The organism is Pseudomonas sp. NyZ480, assembly GCF_029537255.1.
Classification (GTDB): domain Bacteria; phylum Pseudomonadota; class Gammaproteobacteria; order Pseudomonadales; family Pseudomonadaceae; genus Aquipseudomonas; species Aquipseudomonas taiwanensis.
Genome location: NZ_CP120626.1, coordinates 2,756,250 through 2,782,208, shown reverse-complemented (window position 1 = coordinate 2,782,208; position 25,959 = coordinate 2,756,250). Strand labels below are relative to the sequence as shown.

The window sequence follows — 25,959 nt, the reverse complement described above, 5'->3', positions numbered from 1 at the left end:
GGATCGATTATCGGGAGGTTGCCATGGGCGCACTACTGAACCTGGTCGAACGCAACCTGCACGAAGTGCAGGTCGATGCCGACCGTATGTTGTTTCACATTCCCAGCAGCTCTTTGTTCACCGCGGATGCGGTGACTGGCGGCATCATCGATGCCTTGCGCCAACGAGGCTGCTCGGCCGAAGAGCTGATGCAGCGGCTTGGCCAGCAGTTCGCCGGGCAGGATATCGAAGAGACCCTACGGGAGTTGATCGCCCTGGAAGTGGTCAGCGACGGCTCGCCGCTGACCCCGGAGATCGCCCTCAAGCAGGTCGAGCGCACGGCGCTGAACACTGTGGTACTGAATGTCAACACCGGTTGCAATCTAAGTTGCACCTACTGCTACAAGGAAGACTTGGACAAACCCTCGGCTGGGAAGAAGATGAGCACGGCCACCGCCGAGGCCTCGGTGGAAATGCTGCTCACGGAATCGCCCAACGAAGAGCGCTACAGCGTGGTGTTCTTTGGCGGTGAGCCGCTGTCCAACAGGCCATTGATCGAGCACATGGTGGGCTACTGCGAGCGGCGCTTCGCCGAGGCCGGCAAGCAGGTGGAGTTCATCATGACCACCAACGCCACCTTGCTGACCGAAGAGATCGTCGACTGGCTCAACGCCCACCGCTTTGGTCTGTCGGTGAGCATCGACGGGCCAAAGACCGTGCACGACCGTAACCGCATCACCGTGGGCGGGCAGGGTACCTACGACGTGGTGCGACGCAAGGTCGACATGCTGCTGTCGCGTTACCACAGCCGCCCGGTGGGTGCGCGGGTGACCTTGACCCGTGGCATCACCGACGTCGAGACGATCTGGAACCACCTGTTCAACGAGCTGGGTTTCGCCGAAGTCGGTTTTGCGCCGGTCACCTCCGGAGACATGGCAAGCTTCAACCTGACCAGTGACGAACTGGTGGAGGTCTTCGCCAACATGAAGGCACTGGGTCGACGCTACCTTGAGGCGGCACTGGCGCATCGCAACATCGGCTTCTCCAACCTGCACCAACTGATTACGGACATCCACGAAGGCCACAAGAAGGCACTGCCGTGCGGCGCCGGGTTGAAGATGCTGGCCGTCGACCACGAAGGCGAGCTGAACCTGTGCCACCGCTTCACCGGCTCCAGCCTGCCGACCTTTGGCAATGTGCACCAGGGGGTGAAGCAGGCGCAGCTCAACGACTTCCTCTCCCAACGTCTGGACCGCAGCAACACGGGCTGCGACAGCTGCCGTATCCGCAACCTGTGCTCCGGCGGTTGCTACCACGAAAGCTATGCCCGCTACGGCGACCCGCAGCACCCGACCTATCACTACTGCGAGCTGATGCGTGACTGGGTCGACTTCGGCATCGAGGTCTACAGCCGCATCATGGCCGTCAACCCGGCCTTCATCGACCGCTACATCACTCCGCGGAAGGCGCACTGACATGAAGCATTTGAAGCCCCTGAACAACAAGGCACGGATTCTCGAACAGGCTGCCGCCGAAGACCGCGTCGAAGAAGTCATGGCCATGAGCGCGGTGGCCGGCTGCACCGCCACCACCGACCCGGGCTGGGAAGTGGACGCCTTTGGCGGCGTGAGCTCGCTGTGCCAGCCCATGGAAGCCGACCTGTATGGCTGTTCCGACCCTTGCTGGTGGCCCGCCCAGGTGCCGGACATGATGAGCACCTACCAGGACTGGAACGCCCAGGCGAGCAACTCCCAGGAAGACTGGCGCAACCTCGGCACCGTGTTCCCGAAAGACAAGTGACGGTCCAACAAGAATGACAAGGGGAAACCGCATGAAAGCTGGACGCTGCGCGCAACTCGCGCTCACCATCGCCGCTATGACCTGCGCCTGGGCAGCCCAGGCCGAAGACACCGGCCCCGCCTTGAAGGCTGGCCATGAATACCTGATCGCCACCAACTACCCGAACAACCTGCATGTGGTGGATGTCGCCAGCGACACACTCTACAAGAGCTGCCGCATGCCTGACGCCTTCGGCCCAGGCACCGCGATGATGGCACCGGACAACCGCACCGCCTACGTGCTGAACAACCATTTTGCCGACATCTACGGCATCGACCTGGACACCTGCAAGACCACCTTCCACGCCAACCTATCCAGCGTGCCGGGCGAAGTCGGCAAATCGATGTACTCGTTCGCCATCAGCCCTGACGGCAAAGAGGTGTATGCCACGGTCAACCCGACGCAGCGCCTGAACGACCACTACGTGGTCAAGCCGCCGCGCCTTGAGGTATTCCGTACAGCTGATGGCCTGGAGGCCAAGCCCGTGCGCACCTTCCCGATGCCACGCCAGGTCTACCTGATGCGCACCGCCGACGATGGCAGCCTGTTCGTGGCCGGGCCGGACCTCTACAAGATGGATGTCAACACGGGCAAGTACGAAGTGGCGTTGCCGCTGCGCAATTGGAACCGCAAGGGCTACAGCGCTCCGGACGTGCTGTATTTCTGGCCGCACCAAAGCGCCCGGCATGAGTTCTCGATGCTGTACACCATCGCCAAGTTCAAGGATGAGAAGCAGGACCCCAACACCGCGGAGTTGCTGTATGGCTACCTGAGCGTCGACTTGAAGACGGGCAAGCGTCATACCGCTGAGTTCGCCGACCTGACGGAGCTGTACTTCACCGGCTTACGCTCGCCGAAAGACCCGAACCAGATGTACGGCGTGCTCAACCGCCTGGCCAAGTACGACATCAAGCAGCGCAAGCTGATCAAGGCGGCGAATCTGGACCACACTTACTACTGCGTGACCTTCGACAAAAAGGGCGACAAGTTGTACCTGGGCGGCACCTTCAACGACCTGGCGGTGTTCAACCCGCAAACCCTGGAAAAGGTGAAGAACATCAAGTTGCCCGGTGGCGACATGTCCACCACCACGCCTCAGGTGTTCGTCCGTTAAACCGGCGTCGCCACGCCGGCTCCTGCATCGCTCTCCTGCACGAGCCGGCTTGCCTGCGAAAGCGCCGGTCCAGTCATTACAAGAACAACAAGAGAACTGCCCATGCCCCAGCCAAGCTACTCACAGGGCAACCCGGACAAGGCCCTGCTCGACCAATGCATCGGCGACGCCTTCGACGCCACCGTCGCCCGCTTCCCCGATCGCGAGGCACTCGTGGTCCGCCACCAGGCCCTGCGCTACACCTGGCAACAGCTGGCTGACGCGGTCGATCAGCATGCCCGCGCGCTCATGGCCCTTGGTGTGCAACCTGGCGATCGCTTGGGCATCTGGGCGCCCAATTGCGCCGAATGGTGCATCACTCAGTTCGCCAGCGCCAAGGTCGGTGCCATTCTGGTCAATATCAATCCGGCCTATCGCTCCAATGAACTGGACTACGCCCTGGGCCAGTCTGGCTGCCGTTGGGTAATCTGCGCGGACGCCTTCAAGACATCCGATTACCACGCCATGCTGCAGGGCCTGATCCCGGGCCTTTCCCATGGGCAGCCGGGTGCGCTGATCTGCGAGCGCTTTCCCGACCTGCGCGGTGTCGTGAGCCTGGCGCTGTCGCCGCCTCCAGGTTTCCTGGCCTGGCATGACCTGCAAGCCCGCGCCGAAGCCATCAGCCGCGAAGCCTTGGCCGAGCGGCAGGCGCAATTGCAGTGCAACGACCCGATCAATATCCAGTACACCTCTGGCACCACAGGCTTCCCCAAAGGCGCCACGCTCAGCCACCGCAACATTCTCAACAATGGCTACATGGTCGGTGAAAGCCTGGGCCTGACCGAACACGACCGCCTGGTGGTGCCGGTGCCTTTGTATCACTGTTTTGGCATGGTCATGGCCAACCTCGGCTGCATGACCCATGGCAGTGCCCTGATCTACCCCAACGACGCCTTCGACCCCCTGGCTACGCTGCGGGCAGTGGCGGAAGAAAAGGCCACCGCACTGTACGGTGTACCCACCATGTTCATCGCCGAACTCGACCACCCACAGCGCGGCGAATTCGATCTGTCGAGCCTGCGTACCGGCATCATGGCTGGGGCCACTTGCCCGATCGAGGTAATGCGTCGGGTAATCGACCAGATGCACATGGCCGAAGTGCAGATCGCCTACGGCATGACCGAGACCAGCCCGGTGTCGCTGCAGACTGGCGCCGATGACGATCTGGAACGGCGGGTGACCAGTGTCGGGCGCACCCAGCCGAGGCTGGAGAACAAGATCATCGATGCCGAGGGCAGCACCTTGCCCCGTGGTGAGATCGGCGAGCTATGCACCCGTGGCTACAGTGTGATGCTGGGTTACTGGAACAACCCCAAGGCCACTGCCGAGAGCATCGACGCCGAGGGCTGGATGCACACGGGTGACCTGGCGGTGATGGACGAGCAGGGCTACGTGCGGATCGTCGGGCGCAGCAAGGACATGATCATTCGCGGGGGAGAGAACATCTACCCGCGTGAGCTGGAGGAGTTTTTCTTCACCCACCCAGCGGTTGCCGATGTGCAGGTGATCGGGGTCCCGTGCAAGAAGTATGGTGAAGAGATCGTTGCCTGGGTGCGGTTGCATCCAGGGCATATGGCCACCGAAGACGAGTTACGCGAATGGGCCAGGGCGCGGATTGCCCACTTCAAGGTGCCCAGGTACTTCCGCCTCGTCGATGAGTTTCCGATGACGGTCACCGGTAAGGTGCAGAAGTTCAGGATGCGTGAGATCAGTGTCGAGGAATTGGCGCTGGAGTGAGTCCGTGCAGTTTGCGCTCTGGCGTGGGGCTTGTGGAAACCGGGGTTGCCGTGTGGCACCGGCTTGGCCGGTGATCGCTGGCGAGCCCGCTCCTACAAAGTCCGCTTCAGCAGATTCGGGCTGTTGAAGTTGCTCAACCTTGGATCCTCTTCCGCGCAGTCCAGCCCTTCAATCGACTGGCGCATCAGCGCTCTCTGCAAACTCCGCTCACCTGCTGCCCAGGCTTGTTCGAGCAAGGGTAATACCCGGCGCGGCAGGACGCTGAACATTGGCTGCCAGAACCCACCCTGGCGAACCATCGCGCAGCGGTCATGCTGCACGGCCAATTTGCGCAGGTCGTCGATCAGTGCCTGGTCGACCAGCGGCGCGTCGCAGGCCAGCACCACCACCCACTCATGACGTGCCTTTGCAAGCCCAGCGATCACCCCGGCCAGGGGGCCGGGGAAATCCGGGTCTGCATCGCCAACCAGTTGGTTGGCATAGGCCCGGTAGGTGTCTTGATTGCGGTTGCAGGAAATCACCAGGTCATCGCTGAGAGGCCGTACCACGCGCTGCACATGCGCCACCAGCGGTTCGCCCTGCCAGTCGACCAGGCCCTTGTCGCGGCCGCCCATGCGCTGGCCACGGCCGCCGGCGAGGATGAGGATGGAGCAGGGGGGCAGGGCGTCTGGCATGAAAAAGGGTTCCGGGCAGTCGATGCCGGGAACCCTCTCATTCAACGGGCTGCTTGTCCAGTCAGTTTTCGTCGGTCAACAGCTTGCCCTGGATGGCGCTGCCGCGCCCGGCCAGACGCATCACCACCACGAAGAACACCGGCACGAACACCACCGCCAGGGTGGCACTGAGCATGCCGCCGATCACTCCGGTGCCGATGGCCTGCTGACTGGCCGAACTGGCGCCGGTGGCGATGGCCAGGGGTACCACGCCGAGGATGAACGCCAGGGAGGTCATGACGATGGGGCGCAAGCGCAGACGGGCAGCCTGAACCGCAGCGTCGACGGCATCATGCCCCTGGTCGACCAGGCTCTTGGCGAACTCGATGATCAGGATGGCATTTTTGGCCGACAAACCGATCAGGGTGATCAAACCGACCTTGAAGAACACGTCGTTGGGCATGCCGCGCAGGGTCACCGCCAGCACCGCCCCTAGCACACCCAGCGGCACCACCAGCAACACCGCGGTGGGGATCGACCAGCTTTCGTACAGTGCGGCCAGGCACAGGAACACCACCAGCAACGATAACCCCATCAGCAAGGGGGCCTGGCTGCCGGACAGACGCTCCTGCAGCGACAGGCCGGTCCATTCCAGACCCGTACCCACGGGCAACTGGGCTACCAGGCGCTCGATTTCAGCCATCGCTTCACCCGAGCTGTAACCGGCCGCCGGTTCGCCTGAGATCGACACCGCCGGGTAACCGTTGTAGCGGGTCAGTTGCACGGGTCCGCTGACCCACCTGGCCTGGACGAAGGCGGCCAGAGGTACCATCTTGCCGCTGCTGTTGCGCACATGGATGTTCAGCAGGTCTTGCACCTGACTGCGCCGGTCGCCTTCGGCCTGTACCACCACGCGTTGCATGCGCCCCTGGTTGGGGAAGTCGTTGACGTAGTTGGAACCCACTGCGGTATCCAATACCGAGCCAATGTCGGCAAACGACACACCCAGGGCATTGGCCTGGCGGCGGTCGATTTCCAGTTGCACTTGTGGGCTTTCAGCCAGCGATGACTCGCGGACATTGGTCAGCACCTTGCTCTTGGCTGCGCCGGCCAGCAACTGGTCACGGGCTGCCATCAGCTCGCCATGACCGATGCCACCTCGGTCCTGCAGGCGGAACTCGAAACCCGTCGACTCGCCCAGGCCATCGATGGGCGGTGGCAGCACCGAGAAAGCGATCGCGTCCTTGATCTGGCTGAAGGCCACGGTTGCACGGTCGGCAATCGACTGGGCGCTGTCGTCACTCCCTCGCTCGGACCAGTCCTTGAGCGTGGTGAAGGCTAGCGCGGCATTCTGCCCGCTACCTGAGAAGCTGAAGCCGAGGATCACCGTGGTGTTGCCCACCCCTGGCTCCTGAGCGTTGTGGGCTTCGATCTGCGCTGCCACCTGCTCGGTGCGCATGCGGCTGGCACCGGGTGGCAACTGAATGTCGGTAATGGTGTAGCCCTGGTCTTCGGTGGGCAGGAATGCGGTGGGCAATTGGCTGAAACCATAACCCAGAACCGCCAGCAGCGCGCCATAGACCAGCAGATAACGGCCGCTGCGTTTGAGCGCCGCCATTACCCAGCGTTGGTAGCCTTCGCTTGTCGCTTCGAAGCGACGATTGAACCATCCGAAGAACCCCTTGCGCTCATGATGCCCGCCCTTGGCCACCGGTTTGAGCAGTGTCGCGCACAGGGCCGGTGTGAGGCTCAGTGCCAGGAATGCCGAGAACAGGATCGACACCGCCATGGACACCGAGAACTGCTGGTAGATCACCCCGACCGAGCCTTTCATGAAGGCCATCGGCAGGAACACCGCCACCAGCACCAGGGTGATACCGACGATAGCGCCGCTGATCTGGCCCATGGCCTTGCGCGTCGCCGCCCTGGGCTCAAGACCTTCTTCAGCCATGATGCGCTCGACGTTCTCCACCACCACGATGGCATCGTCCACCAGGATACCGATGGCCAATACCATTCCGAACAAAGTCAGCACATTGACCGAGAAGCCCATCGCCAGCATCACGGCAAAGGTACCCATCAGCGCCACTGGCACCACCAAGGTTGGGATTAGGGTGTAGCGCAGGTTCTGCAGGAACAGGAACATGACTGCGAACACCAGCAGCATGGCCTCGAACAGGGTGTTGATCACTTGCTTGATCGACACTTTGACGAACGGCGAGGTGTCATAGGGGATGTCGTACCGGACCCCTTCGGGGAAGTAGCGTGACAGCTCCTGCATTTTTGCCCGCACCAGATCGGCAGTCTCCATGGCGTTGGCGCCGGGGGCGAGCTGTACGCTGAAGGCCGTAGCTGGCTTGCCGTTCAGGCGAGTGCCGTACTGGTATTCTTGAGCACCGATCTCAACCCGGGCGACGTCGCCGATGGTCACGCTGGAGCCGTCAGTATTGGCACGCAGCACGATGCCGGCGAATTCTTCCGGCGTGCTCAGCTGGCCCTTGACCACCACATTGGCGGTGATCTCCTGTGTGCCACGGGCGGGCAGGTCGCCGATGCTGCCAGGCGCGACCTGGGCGTTCTGCGCGGCGATGGCGGCGGCGACGTCATTGGGCGTGAGCTGGTAGCCGATCAGCTTGGCCGGGTCGATCCAGATGCGCATGGCCCGTTCGGAGCCATACAACTGCGCCTTGCCGACACCTTTGAGGCGACGGATCTCGTTCATCACGTTGCGCGCCAGGATGTCGGACAGAGCGGTCTCATCCAGGCTGCCGTCCTCGGAGGTGAGGGTCGCGAGCAACAGGAAGCCGGTGGAGACCTTCTCCACTTGCAGGCCCTGTTGGGTGACGGGGCGGGGCAGGCGCGACTCGACGACCTTGAGCCGATTCTGCACGTCGACCTGGGCCATGTCCGGATGGGTGCCGGGCTCGAAGGTGGCGGTGATGGTGGCACTGCCCAGGCTGCTTTGCGACTCGAAGTAAAGCAGGTTGTCGGCACCGTTGAGCTCTTGCTCGATCAGGCTGACCACGCTCTCGTCCATGGTCGCCGCGGAAGCGCCGGGATAGACGGCGTAGATCTCGACCTGCGGTGGCGCCACGTTGGGGTACTGGGCCACCGGCAACTGCACAATCGACAGCGCTCCGGCCAAAAGAATGAACAGCGCCACCACCCAGGCGAAGATGGGGCGGTCAATGAAGAACTGCGGCATGGATCAGGCCCTCACTGGCCGAGGTGTTGGGCAATGGGCTGGGCACCCTGGGGGGCGTCGACTTGCACCTGGTCGCCGGCCTTGATGTGTTGCAGCCCTTCGATGACCACGCGCTCACCAGGGGCCAGGCCTTCGCTGACCACCCAGCGGTCACCTTGGGCGTTGCCCAGCGCGACTTGGCGCTCGCTGACCTGGGACCGTTGGTCGACCACCAGCACCTTCGGTACCCCGGCACTGTCACGCAGGATGGCCCGTTGCGGGACACTGATACCCTTGGGTTGCAGCGCCTGTTCGAGGCGAACGCGCACGTAGCTGCCCGGCAGCAGGTCGAGATCCGGGTTGGGGAACTCGCTGCGTAGGGTGATCTGGTTGGTGCTCGGGTCGACACTGATGTCGGAGAACAGCAACTTCCCCGGCAGCGGGTAGGCGCTGCCGTCGTCCTGGATCAACGTGGCACGGGCCTGGCCATCACCTGCCTGTTGCAGCTCGCCTGCCCGCAAGGCGCGGCGCAGGGCGTTGAGTTCGCGGGTCGACTGGGTGACGTCGGCATGGATCGGGTCCAATTGCTGGATGGTCGCCAGGGGCGTGGTCTCGTTCTGCCCGACCAGTGCGCCCTCGGTGACGAGCGCTCGGCCAATGCGCCCCGAGATAGGGGCGGTGACCGTGGCGTAACCCAGGTTCAGGCGTGCCCGCTCGAGCGCCGCCTTGGCTTCGGCGACCGCCGCATCGGCTTGCAGGAACGCCGCGCGCGCATTGTCGTACTCCTGGCGACTGACGGCCTTGTCGTCGACCAGCTCGCGGTAGCGTTGCTCCTGCAGCCGGGCCTGGTACAAGGTAGCCTGGGCCTTGGCCAGGGTAGCGCGGGCGCTGTCATGGTCAGCCTTGAACGGTGCCGGGTCGATCAGGAACAGCACATCGCCTTGCTTGACGTCGCTGCCTTCGCGGTACACACGCTTGAGCACCACGCCCGCCACCCGGGCGCGAACTTCGGCGGTGCGCGGGGCGAGCAGCCGGCCGCTCAGCTCAGTGCTGACTGCCAGAGGCTGCAGCTGCACGGTTTCCACGCGCACCTGGGGCTTGGGTGTTTGTTCATTGGGTTGCGAGCTGTCGTCGCATCCGGCCAGAGTCAGGGTGACAAGCGCCAGAAGCGCCATGGGGCGCAGGCGCGAAGGGAAAGAAATAGGCATACCGATCTTCCGATGATGAGCGTGCGTATCCTAAGGCAGCCGAGGGCTGGCTGCCTGTTACCAGCTGTAGGGCGAGTGTGAAAAAGTGTGAAGAATGGCCCTGACGAAGCGTAGGATTCTATATCCTGCCTGCCTCTTTTTATGTATCAAAGTGCGTATGCCAAACCTTCTTCTGGTCGAAGACGACAGCGCGTTGTCCGAGCTGATTGCCAGCTACCTCCAACGAAACGACTACCATGTGCAGGTGATTGCCCGTGGCGACCATGTCCTGGACGCATTCCATCAACAAAAGCCCGACCTGGTGATACTCGACCTGATGCTGCCGGGCCTCGATGGCCTGCAGGTGTGTCGCTTGCTGCGCCAGGCCTCGCAGAGCCTGCCCATTCTGATGCTCACCGCCCGTGATGACAGTCACGATCAGGTCTTGGGGTTGGAGATGGGCGCGGACGACTATGTCACCAAGCCCTGCGAGCCCAGGGTATTGCTGGCCCGCGTGCGCACCCTGTTGCGCCGTAGCAGCGTCAACGAGCCGCGCCTGGAAAGTGATCTGATCCAGGTGGGGAGTTTGCGCATCGACCTGGCCGAACGCGCGGTGACGTGGCGGGGCGAAGAAGTGGAACTGTCGAGCGGCGAGTACAACCTGCTGGTGGTGTTGGCGCGCAGTGCCGGCGAGGTGCTGAGCCGCGATCGCATTCTGCAGGAACTGCGGGGTATCGAATTCAACGGCACCGATCGCTCGGTGGACGTCGCCATTTCCAAGCTGCGTCGCAAGTTCGACGACAATGCCGGCGAAGCGCGCAAGATCAAGACCGTTTGGGGCAAGGGATACCTGTTCAGTCGTGTCGAGTGGGAGTGCTGAACCCGCATGCTGAAAATCCTGGTGCGCCTGTACCTAGTGATCATCGTCGCCTACGCCGGTGCCTTGCTGTTGATTCCGGATGCCATCGTCGGACTGTTCCAGGACCGCTTCATGGCCTATAACCTGGAGCAGGCCAAAGGTGTACAGACCTTGATCGTCCGCCAGTTCCAACAGACCCCGTCCGAGCAGTGGCCGACGGTGGAGCGGGACCTGGCCAAGGTGTTCGAGCCGCTCCAGGTCCAATTGCTGCGCAATGACCAGGCGGGCTTGAGCCGCGACGAACAGGCGCGCCTGGCGCAAGGGCTTTATGCGGTGCGTATCGGCGATTGGGGTTACTACGAGACCGTTTTGGCCCCGCTGAACAATGACTGGCTGGTACGTTTGCATGCGCCGCCCGATCCGCTGGACATCAACCTGTTGTCCTGGGGCGTTACCGTGTTGATTGGCGCGGCCATGCTGGGATGCCTGCTGCTGTGGGTGTGGCCGCACTGGCGTGACCTTGAGCGACTCAAGGAGACCGCAAGGTGTCTGGGCCAAGGGCAGATGGCCGAGCGCACGCACATTTCGCCGCATTCCAACATCGGAGAACTGGCGGGAGTGTTCGACACCATGGCCAGTGACCTGGAACGGCATGTGAATCAGCAACGTGAACTGCTGAACGCGGTTTCCCATGAGCTGCGCACGCCGCTGACCCGCCTGGATTTCGGCCTCGTGCTGCTGTTCGATGAAGTGCCGCCAGCCAGTCGCAAACGCCTGCTTGAGCTCGTTGGGCATGTGCGCGAGCTGGATGAGCTGGTGCTTGAGTTGTTGTCCTATAGCCGCTTGTACAACGCCGACCAGGCCCGTGAGCGGGTCGAGGTGTCGCTGCTGGAGTTGGTCGACAGCGTGCTGGGCGGTTTTGCCGAGGAGCTGGACGGCCGTGGTATCCAATGGGAAGTGCGCGCAGAGGGCATGTTGCCGCGCTTCGTGCTCGACCCGAGGTTGACCGCGCGTGCGGTGCAGAACCTCGTGCGCAACGCCATGCGTTATTGCGACCAGAGCCTGTTGCTGCGCTTGCGGCAGGAGGAGGACGGGGCCTGCCTGCTGACCGTGGAGGATGATGGCATCGGTATTCCGCCCGAAGAACGCGAACGCATCTTCCAGCCGTTCTATCGCCTGGATCGCAGCCGTGACCGCAACACCGGTGGGTTTGGCTTGGGGCTGGCGATCAGCCGAAGGGCGATCGAGGGGCAGGGCGGGACATTGACCGTGGCGCAGTCGGCGTTAGGGGGTGCGCAGTTCAGGATTCGTCTGCCGGCGTCTTCCTAGGCGAGGAATCCGGGTGAGGTGGGCGGGTCCTGAGCATCCTGCTTGAGGGTGAAGTAGACGGCGGCGCCGCACAGGCCAACCAGTCCCACGCTGGCCACGATGATGTCGCCCAGGACCATGCCGAGGACTAAAACCAACAAACTGAGGCGTGAGAGGGTGGTCATGGCGAGCTCCGTGGCGATTGGTCCGTCCCTGTTCCCTACCTTAACGCGTTGGATCCGATTTTGCAGCGCCAATATCGAGGGGTACAAATGTTCTCTTTCCGTTTCGCTGCGTTCTATAGTCGGCCTATAATCGTCTGTAAAATCGCGCGCTTCTATAATTGGTCTATAATTGCTCTATAGTTTCCTATAACCGACGCTCAAAGGACCGGAATGACCGAAACCCTCTATCACCGACCCGCCCTGGCTGCGCGGCTTTCCAAACTGATCTTGCAGGTCGCGGTGGGCAGTGCTGCCAGCTCGGGCGTTTTCCTGGCGGCGCCACGGCGTACCGGTAAGTCCACCTTCGCCCGTGAAGACCTGCGGCCTGCCTTGGAGGCGACAGGGGCGATCGTGCTGTACGCCGACTTGTGGAAAGACCTGAAGAAAGACCCTGGCCAGGTCATCGTCGAGGCGGTACGCGAAGCGGTCGGGCGCAATGAGGGTTTCATCACACGGCTGGCACGGTCGTCGGGGATGGAGAGGGTCGTAGTCGGTGGCCTCAACTTCAGCCTGGACAAGATTGGCCTGGGCAAGGACATCGACCTGACGGCAGCGTTGGTGGCACTTTCCGATGAGTCGAAGAAGATCATCGTGCTGATCATCGACGAAGCGCAACATGCGATCACCACTGACGAAGGCGTGGCAGCACTGTTCGCGCTCAAGGCGGCGAGGGACGAGCTCAACAGCTCAAGGCACTACGGCCTGCGCATCGTTTGCACCGGTTCGAATCGGGACAAGCTGGCGATGTTGCGCAACAGCAAGGACCAGGCATTCTTTGGCGCTTCGATGGTGCAGTTTCCAACGCTGGACCAGGACTTCATCGACTGGTTCTGCGCCAACGTCGATCTTGCCGGAGCACTGGACCCTGCACAGGTGTTCCAGCTGTTCAAGGAGAGTGGTTATCGTCCTGAACTGCTGGGCGCGGCAGCCGACGAGATCCGATTCGACTTCGTCATCGAGCCGGATGCGATTCCTGCACGCTTTGCCGAACGGGTGCGCGCCCAGGCCGATGAACTGAACGCCAACCTCAGGAAGGTGATTCACAGCCTGACCCCGATCCAGTCGGCGGTGATTCGGGTGATGAGCGTCAAGGGCGATGACTACGCGCCCTTCGAAGCGCCGACCATGGTGCTTTACGGCAAGGCCATGACCCTGGCGGGCATCGAGGCGAGTGACGTCCATGTCGAGGTTCCCGGCGTGCAGCAGGCCCTGATCGCGCTACAGCAGAAGAAACTGGTGTGGAAAGCCTCGCGAGGCGTGTACGCGGTCGATGACTCGGTGATTGCCGAAGTGCTTCGCGCCGATGGCCTGCTCGAAGGTCTGGAATGAGCCCGCTCGAAGGCGGCGCGGGGTCTTGAGCTACGAACCTTCATAACGTCTATAGCGAACCTGCCTATGGCCAGCGGATGCCCAGGGCTAGACTGATCAGGTTGAGCCTGTCGACCTGCTGACGCTACAATAAAAAAGGGCTGTATCCGCCGAACGTTGATTTTCCTATCGGGGCGCGTCGGAGAATTGCCACATGAAACGCACGTCCAGCATTCGTCCATCACTTTCCATTACCCGTCATGCGCTGGTACCGCTGTTTGCGGCCCTACTGGTGACGGGGTGCGCCCATGACCCGGATATCCGGATGGGGCATGACAATGTGGCGGGGACCACGCTGAAAAGCCCGCCCGACTTCATAAAATGCGTACGGGATGAGCTTCCTGCGGGTGAGAAGGCATTCATGCGCGAAGACAACCATGCGCTGGCGCTGTTCCTCGAAAGCACGGACCCACGACAGTCCACCGGCCTGGTCGAGATTCGCCCGTCTGGCACGCAGCATCACTATTCCGCTTATCAACGCGATGCCTGGTACGACAAGGGCAGGTTGTTGGACGCAGCACTGATGTGCTCGTGAGTTGTCTGATCGCCGTGGGAAGGGTCAGGGAGCCTTGGAGCTCCCTGTCTTGCACGTTTACTTGCAATTGCCCGCTTTGCGATACCCGGCAGCCTGAGCCTGGGATTCCGACTCGAACATGACCTGGTTCTTTTGGGAGAGCTGGTAGTAGCCGGGGCAACCAGTGGCAAGGTGATACACATGGCTGTTGCGGTTGCCGAGCACGGCACCGGAAGTCGCGTTGCTGGCAACGGTACGCTCGGCAGGCTTGGCCGTGGCACTTTTTGCCGCCACGGCGGCGACCACACCGTCACCCACTGGCTTGTAGCCGAGCGACCAGGTGCGCTCACCGGTCACGAATGGGTTGGAGTGCCCCATGATCCGAGCGATGCGGGCGTTGCGTTCTTTTTCCCAGGCGGACACCGGGTGCTGCTTGTTCCAGGCCATCAGCAACTGCTGTTGCTGACGCGACATGCTCAGCTTGTAGCGATCGAACATGTAGAAGGTGGTGCGGGCAACCAGGCCTTTGACTTCGTCGCGGGGTTCCGCGGCCTTCTGCTGGAAGTCGATCTTGGTCGTGCACTGACCGTATTGCGGGGCGACGCCCGAGGCCATGCCGTAGTTGAAGTTGCTGCGGTCGCCATTCACTTCCCCCACGGCAGGGTAGAGGTTGAACAGGTCTGCCTCCATCGCGCGGAAAATAGGGTCTTCGTCCACGCACTGCTCGCGCCCACCGTTCTGCCAGCATTGGCGCTGATGGCCGAAGGTCCAGGCCGGGACGATGTGTTCCCATTCGGTGCGCTCGGCCCGGTTTTTCTGCTTGCGGGTTTCGTAGCCGCAGGAGGCGGGATCGATCCGACCGCCGGATTTACCAACCCAGGTCCACTTGCAGCCGCAGTACAGGTCCCCCATGGCGCTGTTGGCCTGGTCAAGGTAGACCTGCTGTTTGGCGATGACTTTGGCTTCGGTGAACGTGGCGGGTGGAGTAGCGAAGGCGCAGGGAATGGCAGAGAAGGCTAAGGTTATGACATACAACAGTTTTTTCATGGCGCACGGTAATTTGACTCTGGGGCGCCGGAGTATACATAAAAGGCCGTGGGGGAGCCCCACGGCCGTACTGCTCACGGTTCAGTGCCCACCTTTCATGCGGCGCGCGCACAGGTAGAGCGCCAGGCCAACCAGGGCGGCAGCAGCGCCGATGTAACCCGTACTCGTCCACCCCAAGCCGGCAGTGATCGCCATTCCGCCAAACCAGGGACCGAGCGCATTGGCCAGGTTGAATGCTGCATGGTTCGACGCCGCTGCCAGGCTTGGGGCTTCATGGGCGATATCCATCAAACGAATCTGCAGGGGCGCTGCCAATGCGATCATGGTGCCGACCAGGCCAATCCCCAGCAGCAGCGACCACAGTGCGCTGGCGGCGAACGAGAAGAACAGCAGCACCGCCATCGACCATACCAGCACCAGCCCAACGGCGCGGAACTGCCAACGGTCGAACAGCTTGCCGCCTGCGATGTTACCGACGATGCCGCCGACCCCGAATGCTGCCAGGCCAAATGGAATCCACTGCGGTGACACCTGGGTGACTTCGAGCATGGTCGGGGCCAGGTAGCTGAACACGCAGAACATACCCGCAAAGCCAATGGAGGCGATGGCCAGTGCCATCCACACCTGTGGCAGCCGGAAGGCCTGCAGCTCCTTGCGTGGGTCGCTGCGCACCTCGTCATGGCGCTGGGGCACGAAGCGCCAGACCATGGCGATGGTGCACAGGGCGATCATCCCGACCAGCACGAAAGCGGAACGCCAGCCAAAGAATTGCCCGAGGAAAGTGGCGACCGGGTTGCCCAGCAACATCGCCAAGGTCAGCCCCATCATGACCCGCGCCACCGCGCTGGCACGCTGATCGGTCGGCACCATGCTCGAAACCACTACCGCCGCGATACCAAAGTATGCTCCATGGGGAAGCCCGCTGATGAACCGGAAGGCGACCAGGCTGGCGAACGAGGGTGCGAATGCTGTGGCCAGGTTACCGATGGCATAAAGCGCCATCAACCACAGCAACAGGTGCTTGCGCAGCAGCCTGGCGCCCAGAATAGCCAGTGTCGGTGCACCGACCATCACCCCCAGGGCGTAGGCACTGATCGCATGGCCCACCTGAGGCTCGCTCAATTGCAGGTTATTGGCGATATCGGGCATCAAGCCCATGATGGCGAACTCGCCGGTACCGATGGCGAAGCTGCCCAGCGCCAGGGCGGCCTCCATCTTGGCAACGGTGGACGTGCTGCGCACTGGCGGTGGCGCTTGAATAACAGACATCGAGATCCTTATTGAAACATGCTGAAACGGTAAAGGGGGCATCTTAGACAATCCACGACTGCAGCGTCGAGGACCGGGGTGGCCGTCGGTCATTGCGCCGAGGCATGGCGTTACTAGCTATGAGGCGTTCGCTAACAGGCCGAGAGGCCATCGATAACCCACTGATAATCGTGAAAATGAATCAGGAGGCTGTCGTGAAGCTGGAAAAGCGCAGTATCGAGTTTGTCCCCCATAGCGAGCGTTACGGCACCCCCCGACGTTTGTTCACTATCTGGTTCAGTTCCAATTTCCAGGTCACGGCCTTGATGGTCGGCACGCTGGGTATTGCGTCAGGCTTGAGTTTCGGCTGGACATTGCTGGGCTTGTTGATCGGTAACCTGGTCGGCACCGTGTTCATGGCCGCGCACTCGGCCCAGGGCCCGCACCTGGGCATTCCACAAATGATCCAGAGCCGCGCGCAATTCGGCGTCTATGGCGCAGCCATTCCGCTGTTGGTGATGGTTGTTGCGGCAGTGTTGTTTCTGGCCGCCAGTGGCGTGCTCATGCGCGATGCCTTGAAGGCGCTGATGCCGATGAGCGATGACCAGGCCATCGTACTGGTTGGTGTGCTGACCTTCGTTATCGGTTTCGTTGGCTATGAACTGATCCACCGCTTGGGCGCCTGGATGAGCGTTTTGTCGACGCTGGTGTTCGCCACCGCCATGGTGCTGATCCTGTTGTACCCGCTGGACCCGGCCGCGACCATGGCGCCGAGCACCGGTTTCTCGTTCGCAGCGTTCAATTTGGTCATCGCCCAGGCAGCTTCATGGACATTGGGCTATGGCCCTTATGTGGCTGATTATTCACGCTACCTGCCGGCCAATGTACGCACCCGCGACACATTCTGGACGACCTATTGCGGTTGTGCGTTGGGTTCATTCGCCATGATGGCGCTTGGTGCCTTGTTGGCCGTGGCCATACCCACCGCGCTCGGCCACGACCCGGCCACCGCGATTGCCTCGTTGTTCGGACCGTGGGCACCGCTGGCGCTGGCTGTGATCGCGTTGGGCGTCATCCAGTACAACGTGCTTTGCCTCTACAGCGCTTACATGTCCACGGTGACGATCTTCGGTGCATTCGGCGAGCTCAAGCAGGTCACAGCAGCAGCCAAAGCCGTGGTGATGGCGGTACTGAGCATTGCCGCAACCCTGATCGCGATTGCCACCCAGTACCACTTCGACACCTTCTTCGCCGACATTCTGATCGGTCAGCTGTACCTGTTGATCCCCTGGAGCGCGATCAACCTGGTGGACTACTACTGGGTCTGCCGAGGCCACTACTCGGTGGCTGACCTTTACGATATCAAGGGCCGCTACGGGCGCTTCAACCGGCGGACCCTGGCGGTCTATGCGGTCTCCATCATTGGCACGATACCGTTCATGAAGCTGTCGTTCTACACCGGATTCATTGCCCAGTGGCTGGACGCTGATATCAGCTGGGCCATGGGTTTGGTGCTGGCTGGGGCGCTGTACTGCATGGTCAACAGCCGACCGGCTAGTGCGAGCGCCGGGTTGTATGGCCAGCACCCGGTAGAGTGAATCATCGCGTCAGTGGGCGTCGGCGGACGGTTGACGCGACGTTCGTCGAGGCTAGCCGGGACCGCCGTTAGCCAAGTGATGACTGTAGGTTGGCAAGGCCGGAGTTTCAGACTCTCCTTGCCAGCTCTTGTGCAAGGTACGGTGCAGTACGGCTCCCCTTGACCTGAGCGACGTGGTCGACTGTCCCCGTCGCCACGACCCGGCCACCTGCATGTCCCGCACCCGGCCCGATGTCGATGACCCAGTCAGCCTGTGCAACCACGCGCATGTCGTGCTCGATCACCACTACACTGTTGCCGGCATCGACCAGGCGCTGCAGTTGCGCCATCAGGCGGTCGGCATCGGCTACGTGCAAGCCTGTGGTCGGCTCGTCGAGCACATACAGGGTGCGGCCGCGCTGACTGCGCTGCAGCTCAGTGGCCAACTTGATGCGTTGGGCCTCGCCACCGGACAGCTCGGTGGCCGGTTGACCCAGGCGCAGGTAGCCCAGGCCGATCTCACGCAGGACCTGCAGTGAGCGCAATACGGCCGGTTCATCGGCGAAGCTGTCGCAGGCTTGCTCCACAGTCATGCGCAGCACGTCGGCGATGGTGTGGCCGTTCCAGCGGACAGCGAGGGTTTCTTCGTTGTAACGGGCACCGTGGCAGGTGGGGCAGGGGGCATAGACGCTAGGCATGAACAGCAGCTCGACGCTGACGAAGCCTTCACCTTCGCAGGTATCGCAGCGTCCCTTGGCCACGTTGAACGAAAAGCGTCCGGCGTCGTAGCGGCGCTTGCGTGCCTGCTCGGTGGCGGCGAACAATTTGCGAACCGGGTCGAACAATCCGGTGTAGGTGGCAAGGTTGGAGCGTGGGGTGCGGCCGATTGGCTTTTGGTCCACCTGCACGACACGTTGCACGGCATGCACGTCACCACCGAGGTGGCCGCTGGTGCGTTCGATGATGGTCGGCCCTTCGACGCTGCTGTCGTCGGTGTTCTCTTCCGGTTCGTGCCCCAGGTGAAGCAGCATCAACTCAGGCAAAGCCTGGGCGATCAGGCTCGATTTGCCGGAGCCGGAAATACCCGTGACCGCCGTGAGCACGCCAAGTGGCACGCGGGTATCGACGCCCTGCAGGTTGTGCCGGCGGATCCCCTGTAGCTCCAGCCAACCGGTGGGCGTGCGGGCATGACTGGCGGGGGTGGGCAACTGCTCGAACAGGTAATGGGCAGTGTGGGACTCGGCCACTTCACGCAAACCGGCCGGCGGACCGCTGTACAGCACCCGTCCACCGCGCTCGCCGGCATCGGGGCCGACGTCCACCAACCACTGAGCGCGGCGCATCAACTCAAGGTCGTGCTCGACCACGAATACCGAGTTTCCAGCAACGCGCAGCCGGTCGAGGGCATCGTACAGCGGCTGGCTGTCAGAAGGGTGCAACCCGGCGGAGGGCTCGTCGAGCACATACACCACGCCAAACAGCAAGGCACTCAGTTGCGTGGCCAGGCGCAGGCGCTGAAGCTCGCCGGTCGACAATGTCGGTGTGGCGCGCTCCAGGGTGAGGTAGCCAAGGCCCAGTTGCTGCAGGGTACGCAGGCGCGTCAGCACGCCTTCGGCCAGGCGCTGCGCGGCCAGTTGTTTTTCTGCCGAGCGCGTGAAATGCGCATTGGTCTCGCCCTGGGCGACCGGTTCGAGCAGTGCTGCCACCTGGTCCAGCGGCATCTGCGCCAGGGTGCCGATATCCACTCCACAGAAGGTCACCGACAACGCTTCGGGCTTGAGGCGCTTGCCGGCACAAGCCGGACAGGGGTGGCCTTGCATGAAGCGCGACACGCGCTTTCGCATCAGGGCACTCTGGCTATTGGCGAAGGTATGCAGCACATAGCGCCGGGCGCCGGTGAAGGTGCCCATGTAGCTGGGTTCGAGCTTGCGCTTGAGCGCAATACGGGTTTCGGCGGGTGTGAGTCCGGCGTAAACCGGCACCGTGGGCGACTCTTCAGTGAACAGGATCCAGTCGCGGTCCTTCTGCGGCAGATCCTTCCAGGGCTTGTCGACGTCGTAGCCCAAGGTCACCAGGATGTCGCGCAGGTTCTGCCCGTGCCACGCCGGAGGCCATGCGGCAATCGCCCGGTCACGGATGCTCAGGGATGGGTCGGGGACCAGGGTCGCTTCGGTGACCTGGAAGACATGCCCCAGCCCATGGCACGCCGGGCAGGCACCTTGCGGTGTGTTGGGCGAGAAATCTTCGGCATACAGCATGCTCTGCCCGGGCGGATAGTGGCCCGCGCGGGAGTACATCATCCGCAGCAGGCTGGACAGGTTGGTGACGCTGCCGACCGAGGAGCGGGCATTGCTTGCCCCGCGTTGCTGTTGCAGTGCCACCGCCGGCGGCAAACCATCGATGGCGTCGACATCCGGCACGCCCACCTGGTCGATCAGGCGCCTGGCATAAGGGGCCACGGATTCGAAATAGCGCCGCTGCGCTTCGGCGTACAGGGTGCCGAAGGCCAAGGAAGACTTGCCCGAGCCGGACACGCCGGAAAACACCACCAATGCATCGCGGGGGATGGCGACATCCACCTCCTTGAGGTTGTGTTCACGTGCGCCGCGCACCACCACACAGCCTTCGCTGTCGAGGTGGCTGGGCTTGGTCGATGAAGGAGGGCGGGTCATGGGCGGCTCGGTGTTGGGCAATAGAGGGTACGGTAGCCAATGTCTGGCTTGGCTGCCTACCCCGGAGCGTCATGCAAGGGGCCATAAACACTTCGGCTGGTGTCGTTCGGCGTTTCCAACGCCAGCCAGTCAAATTCGATATGGCCGGCATCGGAATCTGGTATTACATCTGTCCGGCCCGCGCTGTTTAGCATCGTCGACGTCTTCCTGTCGACGAGAACAACAACGTGAACCTTGGAAAGATCATTACCCGCAGTGCCCGCTACTGGCCTGACCACACCGCCGTGGCGGACCGTCAGACGCGCTTGACCTACGCCCAGCTGGAGCACCGTAGCAACCGACTGGCCTCGGGGCTGGGGGCACTGGGTGTGGCCGCCGGTGAACATGTGGCGATCCTGGCAGCCAACCGTGTGGAGTTGGTGGAGGCGGAGGTCGCCCTGTACAAGGCGGCGATGGTCAAGGTGCCGATCAACGCGCGGTTGTCGCTGGATGAAGTGGTGCGGGTGCTGGAAGACGCTTGCAGCGTTGCGCTGATCACCGATGCCACCTTCGCCCGCGCGCTGGCCGAGCGACGCGAGACGTTACCGATGTTGCGCAAGGTTATCGCGCTGGAAGGCGATGACGGTGACCTGCGATACGACGCGCTGCTCGAACTCGGTAGCGAAGCGCCGTTTTGCCGGGACCCTGACGACGATGCGCTGGCGGTGCTGCACTATACCTCGGGTAGCTCCGGTGTGCTGAAGGCGGCCATGCTGTCGTTCGGCAACCGTAAGGCCCTGGTGCGCAAGAGTATCGCCAGCCCCACGCGTCGCTCCGGACCTGATGACGTCATGGCCCACGTAGGGCCGATCACCCATGCCAGCGGTATGCAGATCATGCCGCTGCTGGCAGTCGGCGCATGCAACCTCCTGCTGGACCGTTTTGACGATTCGCTGTTGCTGGAGACCATCCAGCGTGAGCGGGTGACCCGGCTGTTCCTGGTGCCGGCGATGATCAACCGGCTGGTGAACTTCCCTGGTGTCGAGCGCTTCGACCTGTCCAGCCTGAAGCTGGTCATGTATGGCGCTGCCCCCATGGCGCCGGCCCTGGTGAAGAAGGCCATCGAACTGTTCGGGCCGATCCTCGCGCAAGGTTACGGTGCTGGCGAGACCTGTTCGCTGGTGACCGTGCTGACCGAGCAGGACCATCTGGTCGAGGATGGCAATTACCAGCGCCTGGCTTCATGCGGGCGGTGCTATTTCGAGACCGATTTGCGGGTGGTGAACGAGGCCTTCGAGGATGTGGCGCCGGGCGAGGTCGGCGAGATTGTCGTCAAGGGGCCAGACATCATGCAGGGCTACTGGCGTGCGCCGGCGCTCACCGCCGAAGTCATGCGTGACGGCTACTACCTCACCGGCGACCTGGCGACCGTCGATGCCCAGGGCTACGTGTTCATCGTCGACCGCAAGAAGGAGATGATCATCTCCGGTGGGTTCAACGTGTACCCCAGCGAAGTGGAGCAGGTGATCTATGGCTTCCCCGAAGTGTTCGAGGCGGCGGTAGTCGGCGTCCCCGACGAACAGTGGGGCGAAGCGGTGCGCGCGGTGGTGGTGCTCAAGCCTGGGGCACAGCTGGATGCGGCCGAGCTGATCGAGCGCTGCGGCCGCGCCCTGGCCGGATTCAAGAAGCCACGCGGTGTGGATTTCGTCGCCGAACTACCGAAGAACCCTAATGGCAAGGTCGTGCGCCGACTGGTCCGCGAAGCCTACTGGCAACACAGCGAACGTCGTATCTAATCAGGGAGCATCAGCATGTATCAACCAAGTGCAAAGGCTGCGCAGATCATCGAAGCCATCGAAGGTTTCGTCCGCGACCAGGTTCGTCCGCTGGAGCAAGAGGCACAGTTGGACTGGGCACGTCCGCACCCGCAGGCAGTGCTGCGCCAGGTGTGGAAACGCGCCAGTGAACAAGGTCTTTACAAGGTCATGTTGCCAGAAAGCATGGGCGGTGCCGGCCTGAACGTCGCGGACCTGTGCGCGGTGAAGGAGGCCACGGTGCTGACCGGGTCGATGCTCGCGCCGCATGTACTGGGCGAGTTGTCCGGGCCGCCGCGCGTCGGCCACCTGTTCAAAGTAGCCAGCCCTTATCAGGTCGAGACCTTCCTACAGCCAGTGTGCCGCGCCGAAAAAGCCGTGTGTTTCGCCCTGACCGAGGCCGAGGCAGGCTCGGATGCAACGGCCATTCGCACCCAGGCTCGGCGTGAAGGCGATCATTATGTGCTCAGCGGCAGCAAGCGCTACATTTCCGGTGCGACCTATGCCGACCTGGCAGTGCTGCTGGCGGTGACCGGTCCGGGGCAGGGCGCCCAGGGGATTTCGGCGTTCTTCGTCGACCTGAAGGCTCGGGGCGTACGTGTCGAGAGCGACTATTCAGTGATGTCCGGCGGCGGAGCCCATGGCGATATCGTGCTGGACGAAGTGCGTGTGCCCGCGGCCAACCTGATCGGTGAGGAGGGGCAGGGCTTCAAGCTCGCCATGGGCCGCATCACCCTCAATCGCTTGCTACATTGCCCAACCCTGCTGGGTATGGCCGGCCTGGCCCTGAACCTGTCGATCGAGCATGCGCGTACGCGCAAGCAGTTCGGCCAGCCGATCGCCATGTTCCAGGCGGTGAACCATATGATCGCCGACATGGCCACCGAACTGCATGCCGCGCGCAGCATGGTGTATGCAACCGCCCAGGTGAACGACGCCGGAGGCGATATTCGCACCCAGGCGCCGATGTGCAAGCTGTTCGTCTCCGAAGCGGCGTTTCGTATCGCCGACAAAGCGGTGCAGGTGCATGGCGGGGCCGGGCTGATGCAGGGCCATCCCGTGGAGTGGATTTTCCGCGCCACGCGGATGATGCGTATCCTCACCGGTACCAGCGAGATCCAACGCAACACCATCGCCAAAGGCGTATTGATGCCTGCGTGACCGTCGGGCCGCCCTTGGGGCGGCCTTGCAACACCCCACAACAAGAACAAGAGTACTTGCCATGACTGCAGATTCTTCGCTGCCCAACCCTCGTACGGCCTGGCTGGTGGCCGTCCTGCTGGCATTGCTGATGCTGGTGAACTTCCTCGACAAGGTGGTGATCGGCCTGGTGGCGGTGCCGATGAGCGCCGAATTGGGCCTGACGGCCACTGAGTTCGGTCTGATCGGTGGCGCTTTGCATTGGTGCTTTGCCGCATCGGCCGTGGTCGGTGGCTTCATGGCCAACCGGCGCCCGACACGGACCTTGCTGTTGGGCATGGGCCTTTTCTGGGCAGTGATACAACTGCCGATGCTGTTCGCCACCTCACTCTGGGCGATCGTTGCCTGCCGCGTGTTGCTGGGCATCGGTGAGGGACCGGCATCACCGGTGGCGACCCATGCGCTGTACAAGTGGTTCCCCAATGACCGACGCAACCTGCCGGTAGCGTTGCTGCATGCCGGTAGTGCCATGGGGCTGCTGGTGGCGGGCGCGATGATCCCCTGGGTCAGCCTGCACTATGGCTGGCGCACCAACTTCATTATCCTTGCGCTGATCGGCCTGGTCTGGTGCCTGCTCTGGTGGCGACTGGGTAAGGAGGGCACCCTCGAGCGCCTGCGTGCCAGCCAACTCAGGGCGGATGACACGGCGATACCGTATCGCAGGTTGTTGAGCGACCCCAGCGTCCTTGGCAACTACCTTTGCCACTTCGCAGCCAACTGGTCGCTGGCCCTGACCTTGACCTGGGTGCCCAGTTACCTGCAGGTCGGCCTGGGTATCGATCCGCTGCAGACGGGGCACATCTTCGTCATGTTCGTGGTGGTGACCACGCCGCTAAGCCTGTTGTTGGCCTGGCTATCGCAGCGTCTGATGCGCCGAGGCATGCCGTCGCGGGTGGCGCGCGGAGTCTTCGTCTCGCTGTGCCTGGTGCTGGGAGGGCTACTGTCGGCATCGTTGATCCTGCCTGGGCTGAGCACTGCGGTACGGGTTGCCGCGCTAACCTTCAGTGGGGGCCTGGCGTTGGTGATGTACTCGGTGGGGCCGGCGATGCTCGCCGAGTTCACCCCGGCGGCCCAGCGTGGCGGCATCCTCGCGATGGGCAATGGTATCGCTTCACTGGCCGGCCTGGCAGCACCGGTGGTGACTGGTCTGCTGGTGCAGGGCGCGGGGGCCGAACACCCGGCCGGTTACGCCCAGGGTTTCCTGGTATGTGGCGCGGTGCTGGTGCTGGCCGGATTGGTTGGCCTGGCGACCTTGAATCCGCAGCGCACGTTACAGCGCTTGCGCGAGCCAGCTGTGGTCAAGCGGGGTGTCCGGGTGCGCTCTCAGACCGCAAGCTGAACACCAAGCACGGACTCCAATGGCTCAGCCTCACACCCAATCAGCTCGCCCCGCCAACGGCCACTGTTGACCAGGTCGACCAACACGCCTCGCACCAGGTCGCGCAGGCAGCCAGCGGCGAACGACAGCGGCTTGTGGCGCGAATGGGCCAAGGCGATGGTGCGGCTGATGCGCGGTTCGACAATGCGTCGCGCCGCCGTGGGTTCAAGCAGTTCACTGAGCGGCGGCCAGTTGCTGATGGTCGCCGCCAGGCCTGCACGCACCAGGCTGGCGATGCCGGGAGCCGATTGCTGTTCATAGGCCGCTGCCAAGGGCACGCCCGCTTCCATGGCTGCCTGCTCGATGCGGCGGCGCAGGTGTAGCGCGCGGGGTGGCAGGACCAACCGGGTGGCCGCCGCTTCGGCCAGGGTGATGGTGTCGGCGGCACCCGGCGCGCTGGCGCCGACCCAGTAGAGGGCCTCGGTGAAGATTGCCTCGGCTTCCACATGCTCGAGCTCCTCGGCGTTGGGCACCACACCAAAATCCACTTTGCCCAGTTCGATGGCCTGGCCACCCTCTCGGCTCAGGCCATCCCACACCGTCAGGGTCACCCCGGGGAAGCGTTGTTCGGCGCGCCTGACGATTTCCGGTAGCAGCAAGTCGGCGGCCGTGGCCGGAATGGAGATGGCCACATGGCCTTTAGGGTCGCCGCGGCTGGATTTCAGCTCGTCCTTGACCGAGTCGAGTTTCTGCACAACCTGGCGGGCCACCTCGTACAACTGGCGCCCGGCGTCGGTCAGGGCAATGCCGTCGTGCTGGCGGTCGAGCAACTGCATCTCCAGTTCACTCTCCAGCAGGCCGATCTGCCTGCTCAACGCAGGTTGGGCGATATAGGACCGGCGTGAGGCGGAAGAGAAGCTGCCAGCTTCGACGATGGCGATCAGGTAACGGAGCTGTTTCAAGGTCATTGGAGCGGTTCCAAGGGTATGCCGAACTGATATGGCACGTATCCGAACACGTTATTTGTGGGGTTCGAAGCGCGGCTCCTAGTATCACCCCGAAAGGGCAGGCCAAGGCAAGCCCGGTCAGGTCCGGTAAAT

General features: G+C 62.8%; 20 protein-coding genes. 12 read left to right on the top strand and 8 right to left on the bottom strand.

What is annotated here, in order from left to right:
* Nucleotides 1-23 precede the first annotated feature (23 nt).
* The 4 genes from peaB to P3R38_RS12670 all read left to right on the top strand — a co-directional run bounded on the left by peaB (nucleotide 24) and on the right by P3R38_RS12670 (nucleotide 4,708).
* On the top strand, nucleotides 24-1,454 hold the full coding sequence (gene peaB, locus P3R38_RS12685; protein WP_027906928.1) for a quinohemoprotein amine dehydrogenase maturation protein: 1,431 nt from the start codon (nucleotides 24-26) through the stop codon (nucleotides 1,452-1,454).
* Between the two features lies 1 nt (nucleotide 1,455).
* Complete coding sequence (gene qhpC / locus P3R38_RS12680) at nucleotides 1,456-1,779, top strand: quinohemoprotein amine dehydrogenase subunit gamma (RefSeq protein ID WP_023380631.1); 324 nt, start codon at nucleotides 1,456-1,458, stop codon at nucleotides 1,777-1,779.
* A gap of 31 nt (nucleotides 1,780-1,810) precedes the next feature.
* Complete coding sequence (gene peaD, locus P3R38_RS12675; protein ID WP_027906929.1) at nucleotides 1,811-2,932, top strand: quinohemoprotein amine dehydrogenase subunit beta; 1,122 nt, start codon at nucleotides 1,811-1,813, stop codon at nucleotides 2,930-2,932.
* Nucleotides 2,933-3,034: 102 nt separating this feature from the next.
* Entirely contained in the window at nucleotides 3,035-4,708 is a 1,674-nt protein-coding gene (locus P3R38_RS12670; protein ID WP_277686192.1) for a fatty acid CoA ligase family protein, read from the top strand.
* A gap of 92 nt (nucleotides 4,709-4,800) precedes the next feature.
* Here the strand turns inward: P3R38_RS12670 and mobA are convergent, their stop codons facing one another.
* The 3 genes from mobA to P3R38_RS12655 form a co-directional block, all read right to left on the bottom strand.
* Nucleotides 4,801-5,382 (bottom strand): molybdenum cofactor guanylyltransferase MobA, encoded by a 582-nt coding sequence (gene mobA, locus P3R38_RS12665; RefSeq protein ID WP_023380629.1) that lies wholly within the window; start codon nucleotides 5,380-5,382, stop codon nucleotides 4,801-4,803.
* 61 nt (nucleotides 5,383-5,443) lie between these two features.
* Nucleotides 5,444-8,566 (bottom strand): efflux RND transporter permease subunit, encoded by a 3,123-nt coding sequence (locus P3R38_RS12660; protein WP_277686191.1) that lies wholly within the window; start codon nucleotides 8,564-8,566, stop codon nucleotides 5,444-5,446.
* Between the two features lie 11 nt (nucleotides 8,567-8,577).
* Nucleotides 8,578-9,753: an efflux RND transporter periplasmic adaptor subunit gene (locus P3R38_RS12655; protein ID WP_104881750.1), complete on the bottom strand. Its 1,176-nt coding sequence runs from the start codon at nucleotides 9,751-9,753 to the stop codon at nucleotides 8,578-8,580.
* Between the two features lie 157 nt (nucleotides 9,754-9,910).
* On the opposite strand from P3R38_RS12655, the gene P3R38_RS12650 reads away from it, so the two are divergent.
* Complete coding sequence (locus P3R38_RS12650) at nucleotides 9,911-10,612, top strand: response regulator transcription factor (protein WP_023380626.1); 702 nt, start codon at nucleotides 9,911-9,913, stop codon at nucleotides 10,610-10,612.
* A 6-nt stretch (nucleotides 10,613-10,618) separates the two neighbouring features.
* On the top strand, nucleotides 10,619-11,920 hold the full coding sequence (locus P3R38_RS12645) for an ATP-binding protein (protein ID WP_027906933.1): 1,302 nt from the start codon (nucleotides 10,619-10,621) through the stop codon (nucleotides 11,918-11,920).
* On the opposite strand, the gene P3R38_RS12640 is transcribed toward P3R38_RS12645, so the two are convergent.
* A complete protein-coding gene (locus P3R38_RS12640; RefSeq protein WP_167332793.1) occupies nucleotides 11,917-12,084 on the bottom strand; it encodes a hypothetical protein in 168 nt (55 codons plus the stop codon). The two genes, P3R38_RS12645 and P3R38_RS12640, sit on opposite strands and share 4 nt — an antisense overlap.
* A 210-nt stretch (nucleotides 12,085-12,294) precedes the next feature.
* Here P3R38_RS12640 and P3R38_RS12635 point away from each other — a divergent pair, with 210 nt between their 5' ends.
* Together P3R38_RS12635 and P3R38_RS12630 are read left to right on the top strand one after the other, a co-directional pair.
* Nucleotides 12,295-13,452, top strand: a complete 1,158-nt coding sequence (locus P3R38_RS12635) for an ATP-binding protein (RefSeq protein WP_186598848.1) — start codon at nucleotides 12,295-12,297, stop codon at nucleotides 13,450-13,452.
* Between the two features lie 304 nt (nucleotides 13,453-13,756).
* On the top strand, nucleotides 13,757-14,026 hold the full coding sequence (locus P3R38_RS12630; protein ID WP_023380622.1) for a hypothetical protein: 270 nt from the start codon (nucleotides 13,757-13,759) through the stop codon (nucleotides 14,024-14,026).
* A 57-nt stretch (nucleotides 14,027-14,083) separates the two neighbouring features.
* Here P3R38_RS12630 and P3R38_RS12625 read toward each other — a convergent pair whose 3' ends face one another.
* Together P3R38_RS12625 and P3R38_RS12620 are read right to left on the bottom strand one after the other, a co-directional pair.
* Nucleotides 14,084-15,052: an endonuclease gene (locus tag P3R38_RS12625; RefSeq protein WP_023380621.1), complete on the bottom strand. Its 969-nt coding sequence runs from the start codon at nucleotides 15,050-15,052 to the stop codon at nucleotides 14,084-14,086.
* An 81-nt stretch (nucleotides 15,053-15,133) separates the two neighbouring features.
* Entirely contained in the window at nucleotides 15,134-16,267 is a 1,134-nt protein-coding gene (locus P3R38_RS12620) for an MFS transporter (protein WP_051376122.1), read from the bottom strand.
* Between the two features lie 248 nt (nucleotides 16,268-16,515).
* On the opposite strand from P3R38_RS12620, the gene P3R38_RS12615 reads away from it, so the two are divergent.
* Nucleotides 16,516-17,898 carry a cytosine permease gene (locus P3R38_RS12615; protein ID WP_023380618.1) on the top strand — a complete coding sequence of 461 codons (1,383 nt, stop codon included), beginning with the start codon at nucleotides 16,516-16,518 and terminating at the stop codon, nucleotides 17,896-17,898.
* A 106-nt stretch (nucleotides 17,899-18,004) separates the two neighbouring features.
* Here the strand turns inward: P3R38_RS12615 and P3R38_RS12610 are convergent, their stop codons facing one another.
* Nucleotides 18,005-20,548 carry an excinuclease ABC subunit UvrA gene (locus P3R38_RS12610; RefSeq protein ID WP_277686190.1) on the bottom strand — a complete coding sequence of 848 codons (2,544 nt, stop codon included), beginning with the start codon at nucleotides 20,546-20,548 and terminating at the stop codon, nucleotides 18,005-18,007.
* Between the two features lie 227 nt (nucleotides 20,549-20,775).
* Here P3R38_RS12610 and P3R38_RS12605 point away from each other — a divergent pair, with 227 nt between their 5' ends.
* From P3R38_RS12605 to P3R38_RS12595, 3 genes are all read left to right on the top strand, one after another.
* A complete protein-coding gene (locus P3R38_RS12605) occupies nucleotides 20,776-22,323 on the top strand; it encodes an AMP-binding protein (protein WP_027906936.1) in 1,548 nt (515 codons plus the stop codon).
* Between the two features lie 15 nt (nucleotides 22,324-22,338).
* The gene (locus P3R38_RS12600) at nucleotides 22,339-23,502 is read left to right on the top strand and encodes an acyl-CoA dehydrogenase family protein (protein WP_023380615.1); all 1,164 of its coding nucleotides are present in this window, start codon (nucleotides 22,339-22,341) and stop codon (nucleotides 23,500-23,502) included.
* Nucleotides 23,503-23,563: 61 nt separating this feature from the next.
* A complete protein-coding gene (locus P3R38_RS12595) occupies nucleotides 23,564-24,880 on the top strand; it encodes an MFS transporter (protein WP_023380614.1) in 1,317 nt (438 codons plus the stop codon).
* Here P3R38_RS12595 and P3R38_RS12590 read toward each other — a convergent pair.
* Entirely contained in the window at nucleotides 24,865-25,827 is a 963-nt protein-coding gene (locus P3R38_RS12590; protein WP_104881756.1) for a LysR family transcriptional regulator, read from the bottom strand. The genes P3R38_RS12595 and P3R38_RS12590 overlap by 16 nt on opposite strands.
* Nucleotides 25,828-25,959: the final 132 nt, after the last annotated feature.

Bases quoted from the DNA above. Each gene is read 5' to 3' on its own strand.
- P3R38_RS12610 (WP_277686190.1), bottom strand. From the start codon at position 20,548: ATGACCCGCCCTCCTTCATCGACCAAGCCCAGCCACCTCGACAGCGAA.
- P3R38_RS12600 (WP_023380615.1), top strand. From the start codon at position 22,339: ATGTATCAACCAAGTGCAAAGGCTGCGCAGATCATCGAAGCCATCGAA.
- P3R38_RS12595 (WP_023380614.1), top strand. From the start codon at position 23,564: ATGACTGCAGATTCTTCGCTGCCCAACCCTCGTACGGCCTGGCTGGTG.
- qhpC (WP_023380631.1), top strand. From the start codon at position 1,456: ATGAAGCATTTGAAGCCCCTGAACAACAAGGCACGGATTCTCGAACAG.
- P3R38_RS12625 (WP_023380621.1), bottom strand. From the start codon at position 15,052: ATGAAAAAACTGTTGTATGTCATAACCTTAGCCTTCTCTGCCATTCCC.
- P3R38_RS12590 (WP_104881756.1), bottom strand. From the start codon at position 25,827: ATGACCTTGAAACAGCTCCGTTACCTGATCGCCATCGTCGAAGCTGGC.
- P3R38_RS12635 (WP_186598848.1), top strand. From the start codon at position 12,295: ATGACCGAAACCCTCTATCACCGACCCGCCCTGGCTGCGCGGCTTTCC.
- P3R38_RS12650 (WP_023380626.1), top strand. From the start codon at position 9,911: ATGCCAAACCTTCTTCTGGTCGAAGACGACAGCGCGTTGTCCGAGCTG.
- P3R38_RS12645 (WP_027906933.1), top strand. From the start codon at position 10,619: ATGCTGAAAATCCTGGTGCGCCTGTACCTAGTGATCATCGTCGCCTAC.
- P3R38_RS12620 (WP_051376122.1), bottom strand. From the start codon at position 16,267: ATGGAGGCCGCCCTGGCGCTGGGCAGCTTCGCCATCGGTACCGGCGAG.
- P3R38_RS12630 (WP_023380622.1), top strand. From the start codon at position 13,757: ATGGGGCATGACAATGTGGCGGGGACCACGCTGAAAAGCCCGCCCGAC.
- mobA (WP_023380629.1), bottom strand. From the start codon at position 5,382: ATGCCAGACGCCCTGCCCCCCTGCTCCATCCTCATCCTCGCCGGCGGC.
- peaB (WP_027906928.1), top strand. From the start codon at position 24: ATGGGCGCACTACTGAACCTGGTCGAACGCAACCTGCACGAAGTGCAG.
- P3R38_RS12670 (WP_277686192.1), top strand. From the start codon at position 3,035: ATGCCCCAGCCAAGCTACTCACAGGGCAACCCGGACAAGGCCCTGCTC.
- P3R38_RS12660 (WP_277686191.1), bottom strand. From the start codon at position 8,566: ATGCCGCAGTTCTTCATTGACCGCCCCATCTTCGCCTGGGTGGTGGCG.
- peaD (WP_027906929.1), top strand. From the start codon at position 1,811: ATGAAAGCTGGACGCTGCGCGCAACTCGCGCTCACCATCGCCGCTATG.
- P3R38_RS12655 (WP_104881750.1), bottom strand. From the start codon at position 9,753: ATGCCTATTTCTTTCCCTTCGCGCCTGCGCCCCATGGCGCTTCTGGCG.
- P3R38_RS12640 (WP_167332793.1), bottom strand. From the start codon at position 12,084: ATGACCACCCTCTCACGCCTCAGTTTGTTGGTTTTAGTCCTCGGCATG.